The 19,230-nt window shown below is 60.2% G+C and carries 13 protein-coding genes and 1 pseudogene; 5 read left to right on the top strand and 9 right to left on the bottom strand.

Annotated features, from left to right (window positions below; translation table 11 throughout):
- Position 1: 1 nt before the first annotated feature.
- A complete protein-coding gene (locus tag C4S73_RS20470; RefSeq protein WP_103874383.1) occupies positions 2-1,831 on the top strand; it encodes a TniQ family protein in 1,830 nt (609 codons plus the stop codon).
- Here the strand turns inward: C4S73_RS20470 and C4S73_RS20465 are convergent.
- From C4S73_RS20465 to C4S73_RS20440, 6 genes are all read right to left on the bottom strand, one after another.
- Entirely contained in the window at positions 1,828-2,274 is a 447-nt protein-coding gene (locus C4S73_RS20465; protein ID WP_146071451.1) for a hypothetical protein, read from the bottom strand. The two genes, C4S73_RS20470 and C4S73_RS20465, sit on opposite strands and share 4 nt — an antisense overlap.
- 255 nt (positions 2,275-2,529) lie before the next feature.
- Positions 2,530-6,018: an ATP-binding protein gene (locus C4S73_RS20460; protein ID WP_103874381.1), complete on the bottom strand. Its 3,489-nt coding sequence runs from the start codon at positions 6,016-6,018 to the stop codon at positions 2,530-2,532.
- Positions 6,018-7,289, bottom strand: a complete 1,272-nt coding sequence (locus C4S73_RS20455) for a metallophosphoesterase family protein (RefSeq protein WP_103874380.1) — start codon at positions 7,287-7,289, stop codon at positions 6,018-6,020. Before C4S73_RS20455 ends, C4S73_RS20460 begins: the two co-directional genes overlap by 1 nt.
- A gap of 65 nt (positions 7,290-7,354) precedes the next feature.
- Entirely contained in the window at positions 7,355-10,420 is a 3,066-nt protein-coding gene (locus C4S73_RS20450; protein ID WP_103874379.1) for a TrlF family AAA-like ATPase, read from the bottom strand.
- A 214-nt stretch (positions 10,421-10,634) separates the two neighbouring features.
- Positions 10,635-11,483 (bottom strand): HNH endonuclease, encoded by an 849-nt coding sequence (locus tag C4S73_RS20445; protein ID WP_103874378.1) that lies wholly within the window; start codon positions 11,481-11,483, stop codon positions 10,635-10,637.
- Positions 11,483-12,079 carry an AAA family ATPase gene (locus C4S73_RS20440; RefSeq protein WP_103874377.1) on the bottom strand — a complete coding sequence of 199 codons (597 nt, stop codon included), beginning with the start codon at positions 12,077-12,079 and terminating at the stop codon, positions 11,483-11,485. Before C4S73_RS20440 ends, C4S73_RS20445 begins: the two co-directional genes overlap by 1 nt.
- Before the next feature lie 91 nt (positions 12,080-12,170).
- Here C4S73_RS20440 and C4S73_RS20435 point away from each other — a divergent pair.
- Positions 12,171-13,538, top strand: a pseudogene (locus C4S73_RS20435) (response regulator); the annotation flags it as partial.
- A gap of 1,287 nt (positions 13,539-14,825) precedes the next feature.
- On the opposite strand, the gene C4S73_RS28355 reads toward C4S73_RS20435, so the two are convergent.
- On the bottom strand, positions 14,826-14,972 hold the full coding sequence (locus C4S73_RS28355) for a hypothetical protein (RefSeq protein ID WP_160115855.1): 147 nt from the start codon (positions 14,970-14,972) through the stop codon (positions 14,826-14,828).
- A gap of 1,042 nt (positions 14,973-16,014) precedes the next feature.
- Here C4S73_RS28355 and C4S73_RS20420 point away from each other — a divergent pair.
- Positions 16,015-16,203 (top strand): hypothetical protein, encoded by a 189-nt coding sequence (locus C4S73_RS20420; protein ID WP_146071450.1) that lies wholly within the window; start codon positions 16,015-16,017, stop codon positions 16,201-16,203.
- 142 nt (positions 16,204-16,345) lie between these two features.
- Here C4S73_RS20420 and C4S73_RS28020 read toward each other — a convergent pair whose 3' ends face one another.
- The gene (locus tag C4S73_RS28020) at positions 16,346-16,609 is read right to left on the bottom strand and encodes a hypothetical protein (protein WP_146071449.1); all 264 of its coding nucleotides are present in this window, start codon (positions 16,607-16,609) and stop codon (positions 16,346-16,348) included.
- A gap of 862 nt (positions 16,610-17,471) precedes the next feature.
- Here C4S73_RS28020 and C4S73_RS20415 point away from each other — a divergent pair.
- The gene (locus C4S73_RS20415) at positions 17,472-18,464 is read left to right on the top strand and encodes a sensor histidine kinase (protein ID WP_103874373.1); all 993 of its coding nucleotides are present in this window, start codon (positions 17,472-17,474) and stop codon (positions 18,462-18,464) included.
- On the opposite strand, the gene C4S73_RS28015 is transcribed toward C4S73_RS20415, so the two are convergent.
- Positions 18,461-18,781: a hypothetical protein gene (locus C4S73_RS28015; protein ID WP_146071448.1), complete on the bottom strand. Its 321-nt coding sequence runs from the start codon at positions 18,779-18,781 to the stop codon at positions 18,461-18,463. The two genes, C4S73_RS20415 and C4S73_RS28015, sit on opposite strands and share 4 nt — an antisense overlap.
- Between C4S73_RS28015 and C4S73_RS28490 the strand changes: the two genes are divergently transcribed.
- Entirely contained in the window at positions 18,780-19,223 is a 444-nt protein-coding gene (locus C4S73_RS28490; RefSeq protein WP_200828065.1) for a hypothetical protein, read from the top strand. The two genes, C4S73_RS28015 and C4S73_RS28490, sit on opposite strands and share 2 nt — an antisense overlap.
- The last annotated feature ends 7 nt before the right edge of the window (positions 19,224-19,230 follow it).

Genomic DNA, 19,230 nt, shown 5'->3' with positions numbered 1-19,230 from the left:
TATGCGCCTTTATCCGACCCTTCCCCTTCTGCTGGATGAGGCGCCCGTCAGTTACATCTCGCGGCTTGCTCTGCTGCACGGGTTCCACAGTGCGCGAGCTTTTGCCAATCAGATGGGCGTTCATTCGGAACGACTGGCTGACGGTGACGTCGAAACCCTTGCGTTGCTGTCAGATCTGAGCGGCGCTCCGGCGATCGACCTTGCTCGCAGCGCGGTCGTCAAGGTTGGTAGCAACTATCAGATTCTCGGACAGGCGCTCGCCAAGAAGGAGAGCCACAAAGCTCGTATATGTCCCCGGTGTGTTGCCGAGGACCTGGGGCCGTACCGTGAGGGATGGCGAACCGGAGTACGGTTTCAGTGGCAACTGGGGCCGCTGCGATGCTGCCGAAGGCACGACATCGTGCTTGTGGAATTGGAACGCAAGCCCAGCCAACGGCTATTCGATTGCGCCAGCACGCTGCAACCGGAGTTCGGCAAAATTCTAGGAATGGCCGACGCTGCCCGAATGAGGCCAGCGTCACCGCTGGAAGAATATCTAACAGCGCGGGTCGCAGGCGCAGCCACCTCACCCTGGCTGGACGCCCTGCCCTGGTACGCGGCCGCGAAAGTGTCTGAAATGGTTGGCGCCCTCCTGATTGACGGGAAAGAGGCACACACCAGCGCTTATACGCCCGAACAATGGATTGCAGCTGGGGCAGCAGGCTTTGCGGTAACATCCATGGGCGCCGACGCGGTGTACGCCGCGTTGGACAGAGCGCGGCAGGCCGTAGATTCGCCAACTCGCAATCCGCATCTTCACATCTGGTTCGGGAGATTCTTTTTGTGGATCAAGCAGCTCACCGACCATGGGGCTTACGATCCGCTGCGCGAGATTTTGCTGGATATCGCCAAGGCCAATATAGCTTTGGGCCCTGAAGATCATATCTTCGGCCGACAGGTGGTCGAAAGGCGGCGACTGCATTCGATCTCTTCGGCGCGCTCGCATACGGGGCTCGGCTCGGTCCACCTCCGCCGCAAGCTAGCCTCCGCGGGGTTCATTTCGCCCGATCACAAGAGGCACATCGATCCAAGACTCCTCCTGCAGGCGACCCCCGAGCTCGAGGAGTTTCTAGAGAAAGCTCGGCACTCACTGACCCAGCCAGAGGCCGCGAAATATCTAAACGCAAGCTCCGTCCAGATGAAGATTCTCGTGAAAGAGGGCCTGATCAGACCGTTTCAAGGGCAGGAAGAGCTGCGCAATCGCTCATACGATCGGCGCGCCCTCGATACCTTTCTGCAAGAGTTCGAAGAGGGCGCGGAGCTCGTCGAACAGCCATCATTTCCCCTCCTCAGCATTCCAGCAGCATCCCGCCTTTCAAATTGCAGTGCAGGCGAAATCGTTCAGGCGCTTCGCGACGGGCGCTTGAGCTGGAAGGGTAAGGCGGCAGGTAAGAGGGGCTACGGGGCACTACTCGTGAATTATGAGCAAGCCAGACAGGTGCTGTTCAAGGCCTCTCACGATGCGCTGGTGATGCCGGCGGCGTGCCAAGTGCTCAGCTCCACGCGCCAGGTCATGGTGAATCTGATCAAGATCGGCGCCATCGACGCCAGGCGGGTCACGCTGCCGCGGCAACGCACTCAATATACGCTCGTATCCCGTGCTTCGCTCAACAAGTTCATGCGCGACTATGTCTCGTTGACGGAACTCGCCAGTGAGCATCGCCGGTGGCCGATTCACATCAAAAAGGTCTTGCGGGGGTTGGCTATACCGACGGCTTTTGAAAAATCCGAAATCGGCGCGACCTTCTACCGTCGGAGAGACGTGCCGGCCGCCCTTGGCGCTCACGCCTAGGCGGATGCTCTAGGTTTGATATCGATCGAGCGCCGTAAGCCGCATTGTAGTGGTTCCGTGTCTTCCCAGCCGTAAATCTCGGTGCGGAGGTAGCGGAGCTCCTCTTCCTCAAGCTCGTCATCGATCTCGATCCACCAGGCTCTCGGCCTGCCATCGCTTCCATCGGACCAGCGATAGCCTCGGCTTTTGAGATATTCCTTCATGTCGAATGGCGCGTTCTCCGCATAGGTGCGGACGCCGCTGCGTTGGCTTGACCGCAAGAGCTTCGAGAATGGTGGCGTACCACCCTCCCCCGCAGGCCTCGCCAGCACCTCGAGCAGCGCGTTGCAATCTTCCGTCGCGGTGTGGACCTCCAAGGACAGCAAGGTTGCGCCAGAACCTGCATCCCCATCGGAGCGAACGCAGCAGTTGTCAGGCCCGAAGGGGCGCGTCAGAATCGCCAACGGCCATCCCAAGAGCCGCATCAATGAACTGCTGACCTGGACCTATCCGGCTCAGCCCTCTCAGCACGTCGCCTGAAGACCAACGGCGCCTACACCGAAATCAAGCGCATGGTGTGAGCCGATGGAGGGTGGCGCAACGGCGTCGCTCTCCTACGCGCCATAAGCGGAAGTTGCCACCCTACCCAAAATCGGACCTTTATCGCACACCCGTGTGAGGGTCGGAATCGCCTCCTCTGCGACTTGTGCCTTCGAGTATCATTGCGGACCAACGGCAAGCTCATGAACCCTCGCACCCGGGCACACCCGCCGCGCGATCTCGCAAAGGTGCGGATGATGGGTGAGGTAGATCACCTGCCCGACCTGCGCCATCTCACCGAAGAGCCGGAACGCTTCCTCTGCCCGGAAATCATCAAATGTCTCCATGATGTCGTCGGCGATGAACGGCACAGGCTGCCGAGAGGCGACGAACTCGTAATAACCAGCCAACCGCAGCGCGAGATAGAGCTGGAAGCGCGTGCCCTTCGACAGCTCCGCAGCCTCTTTGGAGCCGCCGCCCGCCGCCAGCGCGATCAGGATCTCGCCATCTTTCTCCGGCTGAGCGGCGAGTCCCGTATAGGCGCCACGGCTGATCGTCGCGAAGGCCTGGGAGGCGCGCGCCATCATCGAACTGCGATGCCGGTCGCGATAGGCGCGCAGCGCCTGCTCGGCCGCGGCAGCACCAAGCTTCAGCCTGAGATAATGGAGCGCGCGATCCTCGATATCGAGCAGCAGCGTGCGCTTCTCCTCCTCGATCTTCGCCACCGCGCTATCGCCGCCGACGGCCTCGACCCGGTCGAGCGCCTTGCTGTGGACAGAGAACAGGTCACGGCTGCGCTGGTCCTGATCATCGAAGCGAGCCTTTAACTCGAGAAGCTCCGCCTCCAGGGCAGTGTGATCAGAGAGATCGAGGGCAGCTTCCGACTCGTCTATCGTGGGCAGCCGAAGCGCGCCGAGGATGTCACGCTCAGCGGAGTCGGCCTGCGCCGCCAATTCCGCCTTCTTCTCGATGGCCGACAGCTTGCCGGCGACCTCCGCCAGGGTCGCGGCGCCGAAGAACGCAGTCATTTCCGTCTTGCGGCGATCGTGAACCGCCAAGGTCTCGGAGAGCATGCGTTGCCGAGCCCCCGCGGCCTCCAGGTTTTGGGCCGCGGCCGCCCGCCGCATATGTTCGGCGTGGGCTTCCTGAATCCGAGCGCCGACTACCTGCGCCAGATCCAGGACATCGCCGGAGGACGCAGCAATCCCCAGCTCGCTGGCTAGCGCTTCAGCCTCATCGCGGAATGCGGTCTGATCCTTTTCCATCTTGCCGATCCGGTCGACGAGACTAGCCTTCTTCTCCAGCACGGGGCCGAGCTCGGTAATGGCCGCGAGAATTTCGCGAACGGTCGCGAGCGTCGGCACGGTGGCGCCGTCTCCCAGCCAACAGGCCGAGCAGGCTTTGGTCCATGAGGCGTTCCATTCCCGGTCGGCCCCTGTGGCCTTTTCGACCTCGCGCTCGCGGCTAGCCAGGTCGCGCTGCCGTTCATCCATGCTGGCCCGCAACGCCTTCAGCTCCACCTCCCGATCGATGGCCCCCTGCCCTGCGACCAGCAGCGCCTCGAAGCCGGCATCCGTGCCCTGCGGCAAACCAGCCGTGCTCAGCGCGGCGGCCAATCGATCTCGCACAGCCACCGCGTCGGCTTCCGCCTCACGAAGATCGCTTTCCGCTGCATGGACGAGCGCTCTCGCCTCCAAAGCCTTGTCTCGTCGGCCGAGCCAGGCTTCGAACTGAGACAGCGGCATGCTGTCTGACAACGCCGGGCAGGTCACGGCTACGGCCGCCGCGATCTCGCGCCGGAGGCCTTGCAGAGCCGTCGTCGCGACATCCCGAAGTTCGATGGCGCGATCACATTCTGCCCTCGCGATGGCCAGCGCTTGGCTCACCTGATGGAGTTTTGCGACATCCGCCATATGACCGAGTCGTCCACTCGTAACGATGTCGTCACGCCGAAGCGCCGCCTCGAAGCCGTCAGCCGAAGCCGTATCGAGCTTGCCGCGATGCTCGGCCCAGGCCCGCTCCCGGATCGCACGAATGCTCGCAGCCTCCTGATCAGAGACGAGACCTGAGATTCCACTGAACGCGTCAAGCTCGGCCGTCAGACGGACCTGCTCCGTCGTCAGGCGCTCGACCTCGCCGGCATGCTGATCGATCCGCTTCTGTGTCTCGGCGATCGTCAGCGTCCAGAGCTGAATCTCCGCCGCAGCGGGAGCAGGCAGATCGACGAGCTCGTCGATGTCACCGTTCCAGGGTCGCAGCTCGCGCAGGCGATCCGCCAACGTCGCGCGGGCGGCAACTCGAGCCCGTTCGGCCAGCCGGCGGCGCGCCGCATGGTCGTCCGCCCGCGCAGCCGCAACGGTTGCCGCGAGCGATGAAATCCGTGTCTCTCGCCCCTGCCCTGTCTCTGGAGCGCCGCCGGCCTCACCTAGCCTGGCCTGCGCCTCGTCCAATCGCCGACGAGCCTCGGATAACTCGTCGGCAGCCGATTTCAGCGCGGCCTCGATGCCGGAGCGCGTCTCGATCAGCGTGCGAAGGGCACCCACGACCGAGGCTCCCAGAACAAAGCGATGAGGATCGGCCTCTTCCGTCCGCTCGATGCGGCCCAGGATCGCGGAGATCGTGAATTCGGCTGCGCGCAGTTGCAGGCGGCGTTCAGGGATGTCCTTCTCGGCCGTGACATGGCGGGCGCGCAGATCAGCGAGCCGCTCGACCTTGTCGGCCAGCCGCAAGGCCGTGTCGTCCACCGCGATCGCGTCGAGTTGCCCCGACAGCTCCGCGATCTCCTCCGTGAGGCCTTGCGCGCGAATGCCGAGCTCCATCTCGTCCTTCTGCAACTGCGGCAGCACTTGCGCCCAGCCGCGCGGAGCGTCGGGAAGGTCGGCCAAGGGCGCAATGCGCTGACGGAGAGCGCGCAGATCCGCGAGGCGCGGTAAGGCGTTCAGATGGCGCTGGATCTCGTCCATGCGCGCCTGGATCTTCCCGCGGCTGACGATCGCCTCTTCGTACTGGATAGCAGCTCGATCGCGCGCATCAATGAGCTGGGCATAGTCGGACGCTAGGGTGTCGACCCGCTCCCGCTCTGCCTTAAGCTCTCCGAGGCGGGCCTTAAGGCCCGACAGCTCGCCGGTGCGGGCCTTGTATTTGTAGAAGCCTTCGGCTTCGCTCTTCAGATCGACGAGGGCTTTGCTGAGATCGGCCAGACCTGCGCTCGCTGAAAACAGGAGTTGGCCGAGATCGCCCTTGCTCGACAGGATGCTTTCGCCGCCTGCCTCCAGCGTCGCATCGTCGAGCGAGAACATCGTGCGATAGGAGTCACGGTCGATGCCGCCGAGTTCTCCCAGGAGGGTGCCTTCGGAAATCGGCTGGTCGCGGGCATTGAGCAGGCTGTTCTGTGGCCGCTTGATCCGAACGAGCTCTTGGGGACCGCCAGCGAGCTCCAAGGTCCCGCCTACCCGCATCGTCGGATAGGGGTGGATGAAATTGAAGCGGCTGCGCGTTTCGATCCCGAAGACGAGATCGAGAAAACCGGCCAGAGCGGTCGATTTGCCGGCCTCATTGGGACCATAGACGATGTGCAGGTCAGGCTGGCCCTCCACTTGCTCGCCAAACTCGATGCGGTGATCGGTGAACTTGCCATAGCGTGTGAGATCAAGGCACTTCAGGCGCATCAGGAAACGCCGCCTTCCGCACCAGCGTGAAGCCGGGCGAGCGCGTCCTCGGAGCCGTCCTTCACTAGTCCCGCGATCATGGCCTTGAACGCTTGTTCGTCTGAACCGAGCAGGCCGCGGCATTCCTGCGGAAGCTGTGTCCTGAGCTCCTCGGCAATGGCCGCGACCTCGGTCTGGTAGACGTCGGAGCCGATGACCTCCTCGTCGATCAGGCGGCGCAGTTCAGTGAGCGGATCAGCCGTTGGGCCGGCCACCACGCCGGGCGCCCGGCAGTCGACCTCCAGCTTCTCAACCCAGCAGCTCCCGATGACGGATGCCCGATCGTCGGCTTCCGTCTTGAGGAGATCGAGCTCGCGCCGGATGCGCCAGGCGAGTGGTGTCGTTCCCGCGACCCGCAAACGAGCAACAAGGTGCTCCGAGGCGACGTCATCGCGCGTCTGCTCCAGCGCTCGTGCCAGCGCAGCGACGAGATCGCGCCAATCGTCGATGCCCGTCGCATCGACCGCAACCCTCTCGAACTGCGCGATGCTGGTGACGCGCTCCTCGATCCGAATCGAGCGATCGTCGCCGATCGTGACCAGGCTCACGGATTTGGCGCCGGCCTCGTTGATGTCGCGGCCCTGCGGCATGCCGGGCATCACGATCGCGCAGCCGCCCTCGACGACCGAGCGTTTGTGGACATGGCCAAGAGCCCAGTAGCGGAAGCCGGTGCCCTGCAGATCAGCCAGGCTGCATGGCGCATAGAGATCATGTCGTGCCGCGCCGGCCAGACTGGTATGCATCAGGCCGATATTCACGGCGCCCTCGACCGGTGGTCTGTACTTGCCGATCAGGCTTTCGGGGGCATGGGGCTGCGCGAAGCTGAGACCGTGGATCGCGACGGGAAACTGACCACTCTCTCGGTCAATCGCAATCGCCTCGGCGCGGCCGCCGAACAACTTCACTGAATCCGGCAAGGTCAGCTCCTTGGTGATCCGTGACAGCGCGTCATGATTGCCGCGGATGACGAAGACGCGGATGCCAGCCTCGTGCAGCCGGCGGAGCTGCTCGGCCAGGAACCGCGCCGTCTTCATCGAAGTCTGGTCGCCATCATAGAGATCGCCGGCTAGCAACAGCGCGTCGACCTGCTCGTCGAGGCACAGATCGACTATGCGCACGAACGCACGCCGGGTCGCGTTTCCGATCAGATCGGCAAGATCCGCATCGCGCAGGGCTAGCGAGCGCAGCGGAGAATCTAGATGAATGTCCGCCGCGTGAACAAAGCGATACATCTAGGCGCCTTCAATTACCAGGGCGCGCATCGGAAACACGTACGCCGAGCAGGGCAAATAAATGTTCAATGATATTTCTGACCTCTGTTGTTAAACGCGACCTTAGTTCCTTCTAGAACATCCACGACAGCGCGGTTCATTATCCCGTCTTCGATCGAGCCAGACCGATAGGAAATGCGCGCGCCGCTCTTCCTGTCGAATGTTGCATGTATTATCTGCTCGGCATCACACACGACCGCTAAATTCGGATTGTGGGTAACCATAATGATCTGACGGGACTTCTTCGCCTCATTGAGTACCGGCACGAGCAAGCTCACGACCGTCTCATTGTCCAGGTTCTCCTCTGGCTGATCGAGCACGATCGGGTTTCGTCCCTTGTCTACAAGCAAATAGAAAATCAACAGAAGGGCGCCTCGCTGCCCGGGTGATAATTGCTCTATCTGCGTATCCTGGAAGAGGAGTGTGTACTTTGGCTCCAAATATTGAAGACCGAAAATATAATTGTATACCTCTGCCGGATCCTTTTCCTTCCGCATGAGGGTCCTGATACCGGGAACATCATTTGCCGCCTTCCCCGCACTCTCGGTCAGCAGAGAGGCGATGTCCTCCGCAAAGCCGGTCGCATCGGTTGCACTCTCAAAACGATACCGTTCAAATCTACTACGAACAGCGGCGAGGCTCTCGTCTTCTCCGCGGAGCTCACCAATATTCTGCTTGATAGCGCCGAACAGATTGGTCGCGATGGCGTCGGATGAACCAAGAAGCTTCGCTTGAAATTGAAGCTTGTATTCGTCTCTGATCAGAGAATTTTCTTGAATTAACTCTTGCAGTGGCGCAAACAGTGCCTCTCGCGCAGCGCGTTGCTCTGCCAGCACTGCAAAAATCTGGATGGTTATCTCCCGACGAGATGCCCGCTTCTCCACGACATTCGTTGGCAGCTCCGTTATTTGTGCTACCCGTCGCCGTAAACCCCTAAGGCTTTCTGGCTCTGTTTCCGAGCCTTCGATCACCTCCAACGCTGTTTGCCATTCCTTCAGCGATTGAACGTTTGCTTGGTACTTCTGCTGAGGCTCGTTTAGCTGCTCGGAGAGCTGCTTTTCCTCGCCGACCAAAGCGGCTTCAGCAGCAACATCTTGCTCGCCCTTTTTCGCGATCTCGTCATCGCTGGTCGCCAATGCCTGCTGACGCCCTGGCAAGACAGTCCGGTCTATGGTCAGCTTAATCAGATCATCAGCCTTCAAGCCGGCAGCGGCAAGATCCCCAGCTATTTCGGCTATGAAAACTGCGAACTGCTTCTCGAAGAGCGTGATGCGCTCTCCGATGTTACGCAACGCTCTTTGTTTTCGACCGATAGTCTGTCTGTCCTCGGCAGCCTTTTTGGCGTCGCTTTTTAGCTTCTCCAGCGCTGCACCGATCTCAGCAAGCCTAGCACTCGCCCGCTGCTGATCCGCAGTAAGTTCCTCAGTTGGCTCCTCCACAGCCACCGGCTTGATTGAGGTGTGCTCCTCGATCTGCTTCTGCTTGAGCCGTATCTGCTCTGCGAGGTTCTTCTGTACATTCGGATGCAGTTGATCTTCGATATCTACTATCTGCTCATTGAGCGCCCGCAGCGATTTGCGCAACTCGCTTGCCCGCGCTCTGAAGACGTTCTCCTGTTGTTCAATCAGCTGGTCAAAACTCAGAGCCTCAAGACGAACCGTCTTCGGTACATGCGAGAAGATTACATCTCGCAATTCCTTCTCGAACTGATCGGTCTTGCCGGATACGTGATCATTGCAGAGCGCTTCGAACCGGCCCTGTGGGATGTATCGAACGAGTTCGACGCGTTCGGCCGATGGGTCGTCGGCAAGGGTCATCACGCATGGATCACCTGCGAGCCATAGTAACTCGCCTGTGAACTGACGAGCCGGCTCACCCGATTTTCCGCGAAAGCGATCGCGCTTCAGGAACGAGAAGTGAGCACTTTGCTGAGAGTTCCCCAGAAGTGCGAGTATGTCTGCAAGTGCGCTCTTGCCGCTTCCCTTATTGCCGATGATCGCAACGAGGTCCGGATTCAGAGGGATCTCTGTTCCGTCTAGCCAACTATCAGTGAGCGTACTCTCCAACGATTTGATTATGCGGATCCGATCTATGTAGAACGTCTTGTGTTGATTGATCCGTTCCAGCTTGGGGGGCCTCTCTCCCAGGAATGAGCGCTTTGCGGGCTCTTTTAGCGCTTGCAACAAGCCCTTCCAGGTTGGATCAGCCTTAAGCCACGATCGCTTTCCTGACGGAAAGTCGCCATACCCGCGCTTATCGTTGTCGCCGTTCCCACGAAACCTGTGCGCGTCGCTACCCGATACGGCAAGGCGTGGAATACCCTTCAGCGCAGCTTGAAAATTGCCAAACCACTTCTTGTTGCCTTCGGTTTCAACGCCACAAAAGGCAGCCCAGAGATCGGGCTTTCGCGTTTCGAATATCGGCGAGCTTTCAAAAAGACCGAGTGTATAGGCGTAGTGCTCCATCGCATCGATGGATTCGAGACCGTCATTCGTCGAGAAGGGCATAAACCCAATGGCTTGGCCGTCCGGCACTAGGCGAATCGCCTCCTTATAGGAATCCACATTGATTTCGGCGATTTTGCATCCAGCGACGAACGCCTGAGCATCATCCGAGGCGATTTTTCCCTTTTCAAAGCCGTGCTTCCTCAATTTATCAGCGCCAGCATTTCGGGCATATGCGATCAATGCATGGTGAGACAGCGGCTGATTGGTGAGTTCGAGCTTCAGCCTCGATAGAAAATCTTTGAGGTGCTGGTCCTCGATTTCGTTCGAGAAAATGACATGGGCATTCAGTCGCGCCGACATGGGCGCTGCCAATCGCAGCTCGATACCAGGAAAGACGGTCTTGGTGAGCTCGGGAGCACCCGCTTCTATACGTCGGGTCTTCAGCGCGAACCAACCGTCAAATGTCCAGTAATCCATAAGCGCATAGGCCGTCGGCGCAGCGTCATTGAGAGCACCAATCATCTCGTCGATGAGGTGATCATTGCAAGCTTTGTCGGAGCCGAATCGTTCACCGTCCCAATGAAATGAAGCCGGCGAGTGTATGTGCAGGTCCCATTCGCGCCATTCAGACCCTCGAGAAAACATACTTCGCAATCCCCCACAATTATCGATTCTTAGTTGAGCGCACAGCCTCGCATATTTAACTCAACGACAGCACGTCATCTATCCACTTCGCTATCGCCACTGCAGTCCCCCTGGGTACAAAGCGGGAGCTTCCAGCAGCTGGCATCAAGATTGCTGCTCTTCCTCATCGTCCTCGGTAACGGCCAGCCGAGGGAGACCTATCTCCGGTTTGTGGTCAACCAATCGGCGCGAAGCCGCCACCGCAAAACCAGTCGCTGTGCGCCCATGCTTCATAGGTCGCGGTTCGCCAGCCATTGCGCCGACCCCGTCGACGGCTCTCGGCTTCACCTTCCAGATGAGCGCGCACATCGTCGGCGCCGCCGGCATCGTGAAGCATGGCCAGCTGATGCCGCACATTAAGCAGCTCCTCGGCTGCCTCCGCAGCATATAGACGACCAAGATCAAACGTGACGAAATGGTTCGACAGGCGATCAGTGAGCGGGGCGCCGAGCGCCGCGGGCGCGTTGGCGTAGAATCGCAGTGCGGTGGGCCTAGTCTGAACAACCTCCGCAAACAGCCAGCGGCCAGCATCCACATCGTCGAAATAGGGATGCAAGGTGACGTCGATCGCCGTTCTCGGGTAGCCGGCGAGTTTGGCCTTGTTGCAGTCGGAACAGGACGGGACGAGATTGAGCGGCGCGACGGCAAGAGCGGGGTAGTGCGCTTTGGGGAGGTGGTGATCCAGGGTGGTCACCGAACGCTGGGCACAGATCGGGCACCTGCCGTGCGCCGGCGCCGAAATCAGCTCTTCGTAAATGGCGCGCCCAGGCGCGCCCTTCTTGGCCATTCTTTGCACATAGACGGCTTCCATTTCTGCACGTGACACAGTCCCACCCACCATAGTGTGCCGTGCGATCTGGTGAAGAGACTGCGCGACTGCGGCAATCTCGAAGGCGGCGGAGCTCGCGGCGATCGCATTTTCAACGCCGTCAAGGCGAGCGCGAAGCCCAGCGTCGCGCACCCGGCTAACGCAGGCGACGAAGCTTTCCCGCGCGGTTCGATTGGGCGGATCGAGTTTCAGCATCAGCGCGCTATGGCGTCTGGTCGGGCGCTGAGGATGGCGCGCAGAATCGCCTTGGCCTCACCGCCGAGTTCGCCGCCGAACCGCGCGACGATCTCCTCATAGGTCTCGCCCTCGGCCACGGCGTCGCGCAGCATCTTGTGGAACCCTGAGTGGCTGACTTCGAGCCCGAAAACCTCGCGGGTCAGGATGCCGACGTTCTCGCCGAAGGTTTCGATCTCCGGTCGCTCGGCCTCCATCTGCAAGCCGGACCGGCGAACCTTCCAGGCACAACTGCTCGGGACCTCCTGAAGAACCACTGGCGAATGGGTTGCGATAATGGCCACACCGTTGCGGTTGATCAAAAGGTCGGACAGTGCGCGAACAAACGCAGACAGCAGCGGCGGATGAAGATGCGCCTCCGGCTCGTCAAGCAGAACAAGTGTCCGTTCCTCTACCGTCTCAACAAGCCTGGTTATCGTGAGAAGCACGATCTTGTGGCCTGAGCTCAACTTGCCGAAAAGCGCCTTGGCCTGCTTTTTCAGTTCCCGCTCGTCAAGAGCGGCATCGGCGAGCTCGGCAACCTCAGCGTCCTTGAAGATCGGGTCGGCTTCCAGCATCTGCAGGGCGCGGCGCCAGCGGCTGATTCGCGCGCCTTGTCGGCAGATCCAGACGCTGCGGCCGAAGTCGCTCGACAGGCGGTCAGGTGGCGTAGCAAGAGGCTCTCACCTGTCATCGCAGCTGCTCGCTTTCGGTCGCCGACAGCCGCTTGAGCCGAAAGTCGTCAATGTCGGCCGCCTGGTCCGCGGGATGGACGACCTGCTTCGCCGGACGATCGGCGAAGCCGTCGAAATCGAGACGGTAATCGCTGGGGGGCTTTGGAACACGTTGGTCGATCCGACGAATCTTGAGAATGCGGTTCTCAACCTCGCGATCAATGCCCGTGACGCCATGGATGCGCGCGGGCACCTGACGATCGAGGCCGGCAACGCTTTCCTCGATGATAGCTACGCCGACCTGCATGCCGAAGTGGTCGCAGGCCAATACGTCCAGGTTTCGGTAACCGACACCGGGACCGGCATGACGCCGGAAGTCATGGCACAAGCTTTCGAGCCATTCTTCTCAACCAAACCGCAGGGCAAAGGCACAGGCCTTGGCCTCTCTATGGTCTTCGGCTTCGTCAAGCAGTCTGGCGGGCATGTCAAAGTCTACAGCGAACCCGGCCAGGGCACGACCATCAAACTATACCTCCCGCGCTCCATGCAGGCCGAAGACGCGCCGGCCGAAATAGACGCCGGCCCCATCGTAGGTGGCAACGAAACGATTCTTGTCGTCGAAGATGACGAGGCTGTCCGGGAAACGGTTGTCGCGGTCCTCGATGAGCTTGGCTATCGCGTGTTGAAGGCGCCTGACGCCCAAAGCGCGCTGGTGGTGATCGAGAGTGGCGTCGCTGTCGACTTGTTGTTCACCGATGTCGTCATGCCCGGCCCTCTGAAAAGTACGGAGTTAGTGCGAAAAACCAAAGAGCGCATCCCACAGCTCAGCGTACTCTTCACCTCGGGGTACACGGAAAACTCCATCGTTCATGGCGGGCGCCTGGACGAAGGCGTCAATCTGCTGTCCAAACCTTATTCGCGGGATGCTCTTGCGCGAAAGATCAGACAGGTCTTCACACGGGACGGCAAAATCCCCCGACTGGAAATGCCATCCGTCGAGCCCGAGAAAGCGCCTCGAGATGCTCTGGTTGTACTCATCTGCGAGGATGACGCGATCATCCGGATGGACACAGCCGATATGGTTCAAGAGCTCGGGCACACCGTGATCGAAGCGGAAACCGGGCTAAAGGCCCTTCAGATCGCATCCACGCGAGAGATTGACGTTCTCCTGACCGATGTGGGCCTGCCCGACATCTCGGGGGGTGAACTGGCCCGGAAAGTGAGAGCACAGCGGCCCGAAGTCGCAATCGTCTTTGCAACCGGCCACGATACGGTCGCAGGAATTGACGAGGTGCCTGGGGCGAGCGTGCTGAGGAAGCCCTATCAGTTCGCGCAGATCCAGAAAGTGCTAGCCGACGTCTGATATCTGCGCACATTCGTTCGGTCGGCAATTTTATTGAGGCGCTTTTGGCGCGACGTCCGTCAGTCAAATGTCGCCCCAGCTATGCGCTTCCCTTCCCGCTTTGCCGGAGCGGGCGTAAAGCGCGCCATCAATGGTATTGATAGCACCGAAGAGCCCCCGACATAGCGGAAATCGTCATGTCAAAGGCTCTAGCGCGAAGCCCGCCGACCTGCGGTATCACCAGTCGAACAAGTCAGGATTACGGGGGTTTGCACCTCTCGCCCGATCAACGACGGGAACGGAACTGCACTGTCGGCGTTCGATCGTTGAAGCCATGCGAAATAGCAGGCGGGATCGCGGGCAATGACATGCAACCAGAGCAGCTCTTCAAGCGCCCGGCGAAGCCTGGTTCCCCTGGCAGGGTGCAGTGAGCATGTCGGTTTTAGTGCATTTAGTCGGACTGTGGATTGCTCGCGATATCGCGCAGGGACGATACCCTCGCCAATTTGCGGTCCCTCTAACCTTTCTCATCGCCCGGCTTCGCACCCCAGTGCTCATGATAGGAGTGCTGGGATATCTCCTCCATCATCTGAGCAACGAAGGGCGAGCAGCCAACGCGAAAGACGTGACGCCGAAGCGGGCTGGAGAACACGACTCCGAACCGAAACCGCGGCGCAATCGCAAACCGACGCCCCGCAAATCCGGGTCCGTTAGGTAGCGATGGTACCGATGCGACACAGAATGAACGGCAGGGAATTCGGCGCGGCGTTGCAGGCTTTAGGACTGAGTCCGTTGGATTGGAGCAATCTCGTCGGAATACGGAAAGAAAAGGCAATGCGCTGGCTGCACGACGAGGAGACTATACCCTCATGGGTGCCGGGTTATTGCGCTGCGATGACGGTTCCCGAGGCTAGAGCATTGGCTGTTGCCGCTATAGACCGCCTCCACGCGGCGCCGCCCCAAACTCAATAATTGCTCCAGACTGGCCGCCGAGGTGGCCACGATCGACGCCGCATTTTCAGGCGAAACGCGGATCACGCTGCCGCTGCCGTCTTGAATATTAGCTGACCGGCACTTGTCGCGCGCTCGGCCTCTCTGCTCCGGAATTCTTCACGCCTAGCCCGCCGCCGCGGTCGGCGACGCAGCCCAAGCGGCCCTGACCGAGATCGCGGGAATGCTGCCGCACGCGGAGGCGCTGGACAAAGGCGTCGCGGAAGCGGCATCACCACATACGAAAATTATTCCCCGCAGCAAGTTACAGTAAAGCCTCCAGGACACTGAAGGCCTTACGTAATGCAAGGAGTCTGATCAGATCACGGTCGACTTGTAAGGTTCGGCCTTCTCGTCAAAGCGGTTCCAGCCCTCGGCGCGGTATTGCGCGAGACGGGTATCACGGTCGATGGGCGAAGCGTCATCCTGGCGCTTCGGAAGCGGACTTCTGGCAATCTCGGCCACGGGACCCGAGCGCAAAACGCGACGCGCGCACATAACACAACTCCGACACACACGAGTCGAAACCGGAGCGTCGGTGAATCGTTCCAGGCAATAAAAAGGCCCAGCCACTGGATGCGACGAGGCCTACTGCGCCCGAATTAATTCGATCACCGGAAGGGCCCGATGGCCTACTCTTCGACTACCTGACCACCGAACTGCATGTGGAATGCGTGGGCATATCGCTGCTCGGGAAAGCTAATGCGGAGCCGGTCGTTTTGCGGCTGCATCGACACGGGGGCTTGATGCGGGATCTGCCATTCAACAAGCCAAATCCCGATATCATGCAAGCGCGGCAGGAGGGTCCGAGGGTCCAGCGGCACGTCGACTCTAAAGACGCCTTCGCACCCAATCTCTGTGGTCGCGGAAACGGTTTGCGGAGCCATGACGTGCGTCCGAGTTGGATTGCTCTGATCTCAGCTTTGTAAACTGCGCCTGCGACGGCACGATGTCACTGGACAACCCCTGGCCCGCCCGGTGAGGGGGCGCGTGGCCCACTTGCCAATGGGGGAAAAGGACAGCGAGCCACGCGACGCCTAGCGCGCGTCGTTGAACGGCACCCAGCGCGGATTTTCCCTACATACAGATGTTTACAGAAAAAAGTCGCCGTCCTGAAAAGGACAACAGCTGGGTGCGTTCCATTTCAGCCTTGGAGTCAGGCGGGACTGATCACGTCCAACGCGAAATTGCCGCTGGCCGTCATGGCAGCGTGCTCTTTGCGCCACGCCGCCTGACGAATGGGCTCTCAACCCGACTTCGTTCTTGTGACGCAAACGCGTCCGCGCAAGCCTGAGGTGGGGGCGCAAGGGAGTTGAGCATGCGAGCGCAATCCGACGTGACGATGAAGCACTGCCACGGCATTCTCATCCGCTCCGCGATCGTGATTGTGATCGCCGCCGTAACCTTACTGCCTCTGATCAGGTGAGACGGCGCCGAACTTCGACGGCGTCGCAATGGCATCGCGGAACGTTAGACCCGCCACTTGGTTGAGCTGTCGGAGGGGGCCATGAAAACCAAAATTCGCCAAGATAGAGACGAGCCTGCCCGTAAGCTGTCCTTCGTAATCGAAACGCCCGAGGATTACGCGCTAGCAGTTAGACGAGTGAAGTCGCTCGCCAAGGGCACAAAAGACCATGCCGCGCAGCAGGAATTGAATGCGCTCGCGAAGGCGATCCAAGCTTGGGATAAAAAATGAACGCTGCGACTTGAGCTGCTCCGACGAACTCTAATGCCGAAGCTTGGTGTCGTCATGAAGATATTCTTGTGGTTATGGACTGCCTGCATCGCCACTTCCGTCACTACGATTGTCGCCGATGCTCGCTCTGACGGTTTGGCGCTCAGGAATCCTGCGACTTAGCGAGATCCGATTCCGGGGATAAATGATGTGCGCTGGCAAGGTAGCGCTCGACGGCCTTGGTCGGCAGGTCACAATCGGGATCAGCTCCCCAAATTACGAACACAATATGTCCGAGGCGGTCTCGCTCGGCCAGCGCGCGAGGCAATGGCACGCGCTTCAGTGCCTCAATCTCAATCCACGCTTTTTCAAATGCTGACCGCAGTTTTTCGAGATCGTCTGAAGAGACGACCGATTTGAATGGCATAACTTTTACCTCGGGCTCCATCCTACGCCCGAATGCAAAAGGTCCCTAGGAACATTCCCGTTTGTGGGTGATTTCCCCCCGATGAGAAATCCTAGCCGCCCGCCCATCGAGTTTTGGCTATGGCTCGCTGTCGCCGGGGTCATCGTGATCTTCGTAAGCTTCGTGGCGTTGCGACCGCATCCGTTCGTATCGAAGCCGATTTCAGGCAGCAGACTGTCGAGCGATCTCGACTGAAAAAGGTCCGCCCCATTTCGGAGTGCCGGGCCTCTGACCTTCGTCGCCTCGTAGCCAACCGCCGTTGCTGAACCTATTTGGTCGGCCGCCCTGGATCGATGGGGCTCCACGAACTCGATGGCTTCGGATCTCCAGGAGGGTGTGACTTAGCCGGAGGGGCGTCGCCTTTTCCGCGCTGGTTCGAACCGGGCGTCCCTGAGCCGGGTCGAGGCCTGCTGTCGCTCCCGCGCCGAGTCTGACCGACAGTGTCGTCTTTTTTGTCCGCCATACTGTCTCTCCCTAATTTGATTTTGATCGGAGTTGAACGCGTGGCCCGCTGGCCGATGGGAGGAAGCAGCGAGCCACGCGACGCCGGAGCGCGCTCGGACAACCGGTTCATCCGGCGCTTGTTCCGCACAAAAAAAGCCGGCGCTCCGAAGGAGGCCGGCAAGTGCCATTGCGGCGGCTGGTGGCTGACGCCGCATTTAACAACTGCCGAACACGCAACTCGGTTCATCTATTTATGCCATAGACACTTCCGCGAAGAAGAAGGACCGGCGCTCAGGGTGTTATGCCCAAAAGACATAGGGTGACGCGGTCTCAGCTGTTAGCATGGCTTCTCCTGCCGCAGTGTCCCCAGAGTCTTATCATGCCGACAAGCCCACTGTTGTGGAACGCCGACAGCTTGCGATACGCGATCCGAGCAGCAGGTGTCGCCCTGTGGTCCTGGAATGTGGAGACCGACCTGTTTGCGATGGACGAACGGGGTTACGCCTTATGGGCAGTGCCGCGCGGGGACCCGGTAAAGTTCGAGGACCTTTCGGCCCGCATCCACCCCGCCGATCGGGATCGTGTTCGGGCTGCTTTCACGGCGACGCGGGCCATCGTCGGCGCTTATGAAATCGACTTCCGCATCATCATCGACAACGAGATCCGATGGATTTCCGCCCGCGGCATCGGCGACGATTCCAATCTGCAACAGGGTATAGCGTACGGCATCTTCCTCGATGTGACCGGGCGCAAGCAGGCCGAAGAGGGCCATGAGTTGCTTGCCGGCGAGATGAGCCATCGCGTCAAGAACCTGTTGGCCATCGCCTCCGGGCTGACGCAGATCTCCTCGCGCTCGACCACAACGGCCAAGGAGATGGCCGTCGAATTGACGGGGCGTTTATCGGCGCTGGGACGCGCACATGATCTCGTGCGGCCTCTTCCCGGCCATCAGGGCCACGCCGCACTGTTGGGCGACTTGGTGTCGATCCTGCTCTCTCCATATGAGGATATGGGCGCCTTCAGCGGGCGCATCCGCGTAGCGGTTCCGCGTATGGGCGTCGGCGAAGGTGCCGCGACCGCACTGGCGCTCGTACTCCATGAACTCGCGACGAACTCGCTAAAGTATGGCGCGCTATCGGCGGAGACAGGCACACTCGATGTATCGGGTTCCTCGGGCGAGGAGGACGTCACGATTGTTTGGACCGAGCATGGTGGCCCCACCGTCGAACCGCCCAGCGGCGCCGGCGGATATGGCAGCCGCCTTGTCGTGCGCAGCGTGTCTGGGCAGCTTGGGGGAGCGATCGACTACAACTGGTCGCCCGAGGGCGTAATAGTGACACTCCGGATCAATGCATCGAAACTCGCCAATTAGGCGGCTTGGCGAACTGCCTGCAAAACACTCGCTTCCGAGTATGGCTTACGGAGGAACGCCACATCGGTCGGCATCTCGTCGGGCTGTGGACGAATCCTGCCGCTGGCGATGATGATCGCCACTGGCGGCCAGCGGTCGCGCACGGCAAAGGCGAGCTTCATCAACCGGTCGAACAGCGTTTCAATGCGCCGGTCGATTGCGTGAGATCGGTTGCGACATTCGGCGAGCTTGTGACGGTCGGCGAATGGCCACTTACGAATTTTATGAACGGCTGAAAGAGGCGGCCGCCGGCTCCTTGGCGCGGGCGAAGCGGCCATGGTCGCCGGAGCCAGATCGCTACAGCGGCGTAAGAGCGCGTGGCGAGCGCTCGGCTTTGGCAAGCGCAACCACGCCCCTGCCAAGTATCAGGCCAAACGAAATCTTTCGGTGGGGATAAGTGCGCTAGCGAAAGAACGCCAGGAGCAGGATGATTGGAAGAGGAATGCCCAACATCCAGAGAAGAATTCCGCGGCCCATGATAGCCTCCTCGTATTGAACGATTGTGAATCTTTCAACGAAGGGCGGCCCTTCCTGTTCCATCACCACTTCCTGTTCCATCACCACCTCCCGATCGGAACTTCCTTGGCGCGCTGCGTGTTTTGCCAATGCAGCGATCTTCGCCGCGAATATCATTGGGAGAGCGCTATGGACGGTATCATTTATCTCGTCGGCCTGGTCGTGGTCGTATTGGCGATCTTGTCGTTTCTTGGCCTGCGTTAGGAGAGCA

Origin of the sequence: Allobosea lathyri (assembly GCF_900108245.1) — a bacterium.
Classification (GTDB): Bacteria; Pseudomonadota; Alphaproteobacteria; order Rhizobiales; family Beijerinckiaceae; genus Allobosea; species Allobosea lathyri.
Note: the sequence above shows the minus strand (reverse complement) of the source record. Positions and strands in the feature narration are given on the sequence as shown.

Excerpts from the sequence above, each read along its gene's own strand:
- C4S73_RS20470 (WP_103874383.1), top strand. The coding sequence starts at position 2 with ATGCGCCTTTATCCGACCCTTCCCCTTCTGCTGGATGAGGCGCCCGTC.
- C4S73_RS20460 (WP_103874381.1), bottom strand. The coding sequence starts at position 6,018 with ATGCGCCTGAAGTGCCTTGATCTCACACGCTATGGCAAGTTCACCGAT.
- C4S73_RS20455 (WP_103874380.1), bottom strand. The coding sequence starts at position 7,289 with ATGTATCGCTTTGTTCACGCGGCGGACATTCATCTAGATTCTCCGCTG.
- C4S73_RS20450 (WP_103874379.1), bottom strand. The coding sequence starts at position 10,420 with ATGTTTTCTCGAGGGTCTGAATGGCGCGAATGGGACCTGCACATACAC.
- C4S73_RS20445 (WP_103874378.1), bottom strand. The coding sequence starts at position 11,483 with ATGCTGAAACTCGATCCGCCCAATCGAACCGCGCGGGAAAGCTTCGTC.
- C4S73_RS20440 (WP_103874377.1), bottom strand. The coding sequence starts at position 12,079 with ATGCTGGAAGCCGACCCGATCTTCAAGGACGCTGAGGTTGCCGAGCTC.
- C4S73_RS20420 (WP_146071450.1), top strand. The coding sequence starts at position 16,015 with ATGAAAACCAAAATTCGCCAAGATAGAGACGAGCCTGCCCGTAAGCTG.
- C4S73_RS28020 (WP_146071449.1), bottom strand. The coding sequence starts at position 16,609 with ATGCCATTCAAATCGGTCGTCTCTTCAGACGATCTCGAAAAACTGCGG.
- C4S73_RS20415 (WP_103874373.1), top strand. The coding sequence starts at position 17,472 with ATGCCGACAAGCCCACTGTTGTGGAACGCCGACAGCTTGCGATACGCG.
- C4S73_RS28490 (WP_200828065.1), top strand. The coding sequence starts at position 18,780 with ATGGTCGCCGGAGCCAGATCGCTACAGCGGCGTAAGAGCGCGTGGCGA.
- C4S73_RS28015 (WP_146071448.1), bottom strand. The coding sequence starts at position 18,781 with ATGGCCGCTTCGCCCGCGCCAAGGAGCCGGCGGCCGCCTCTTTCAGCC.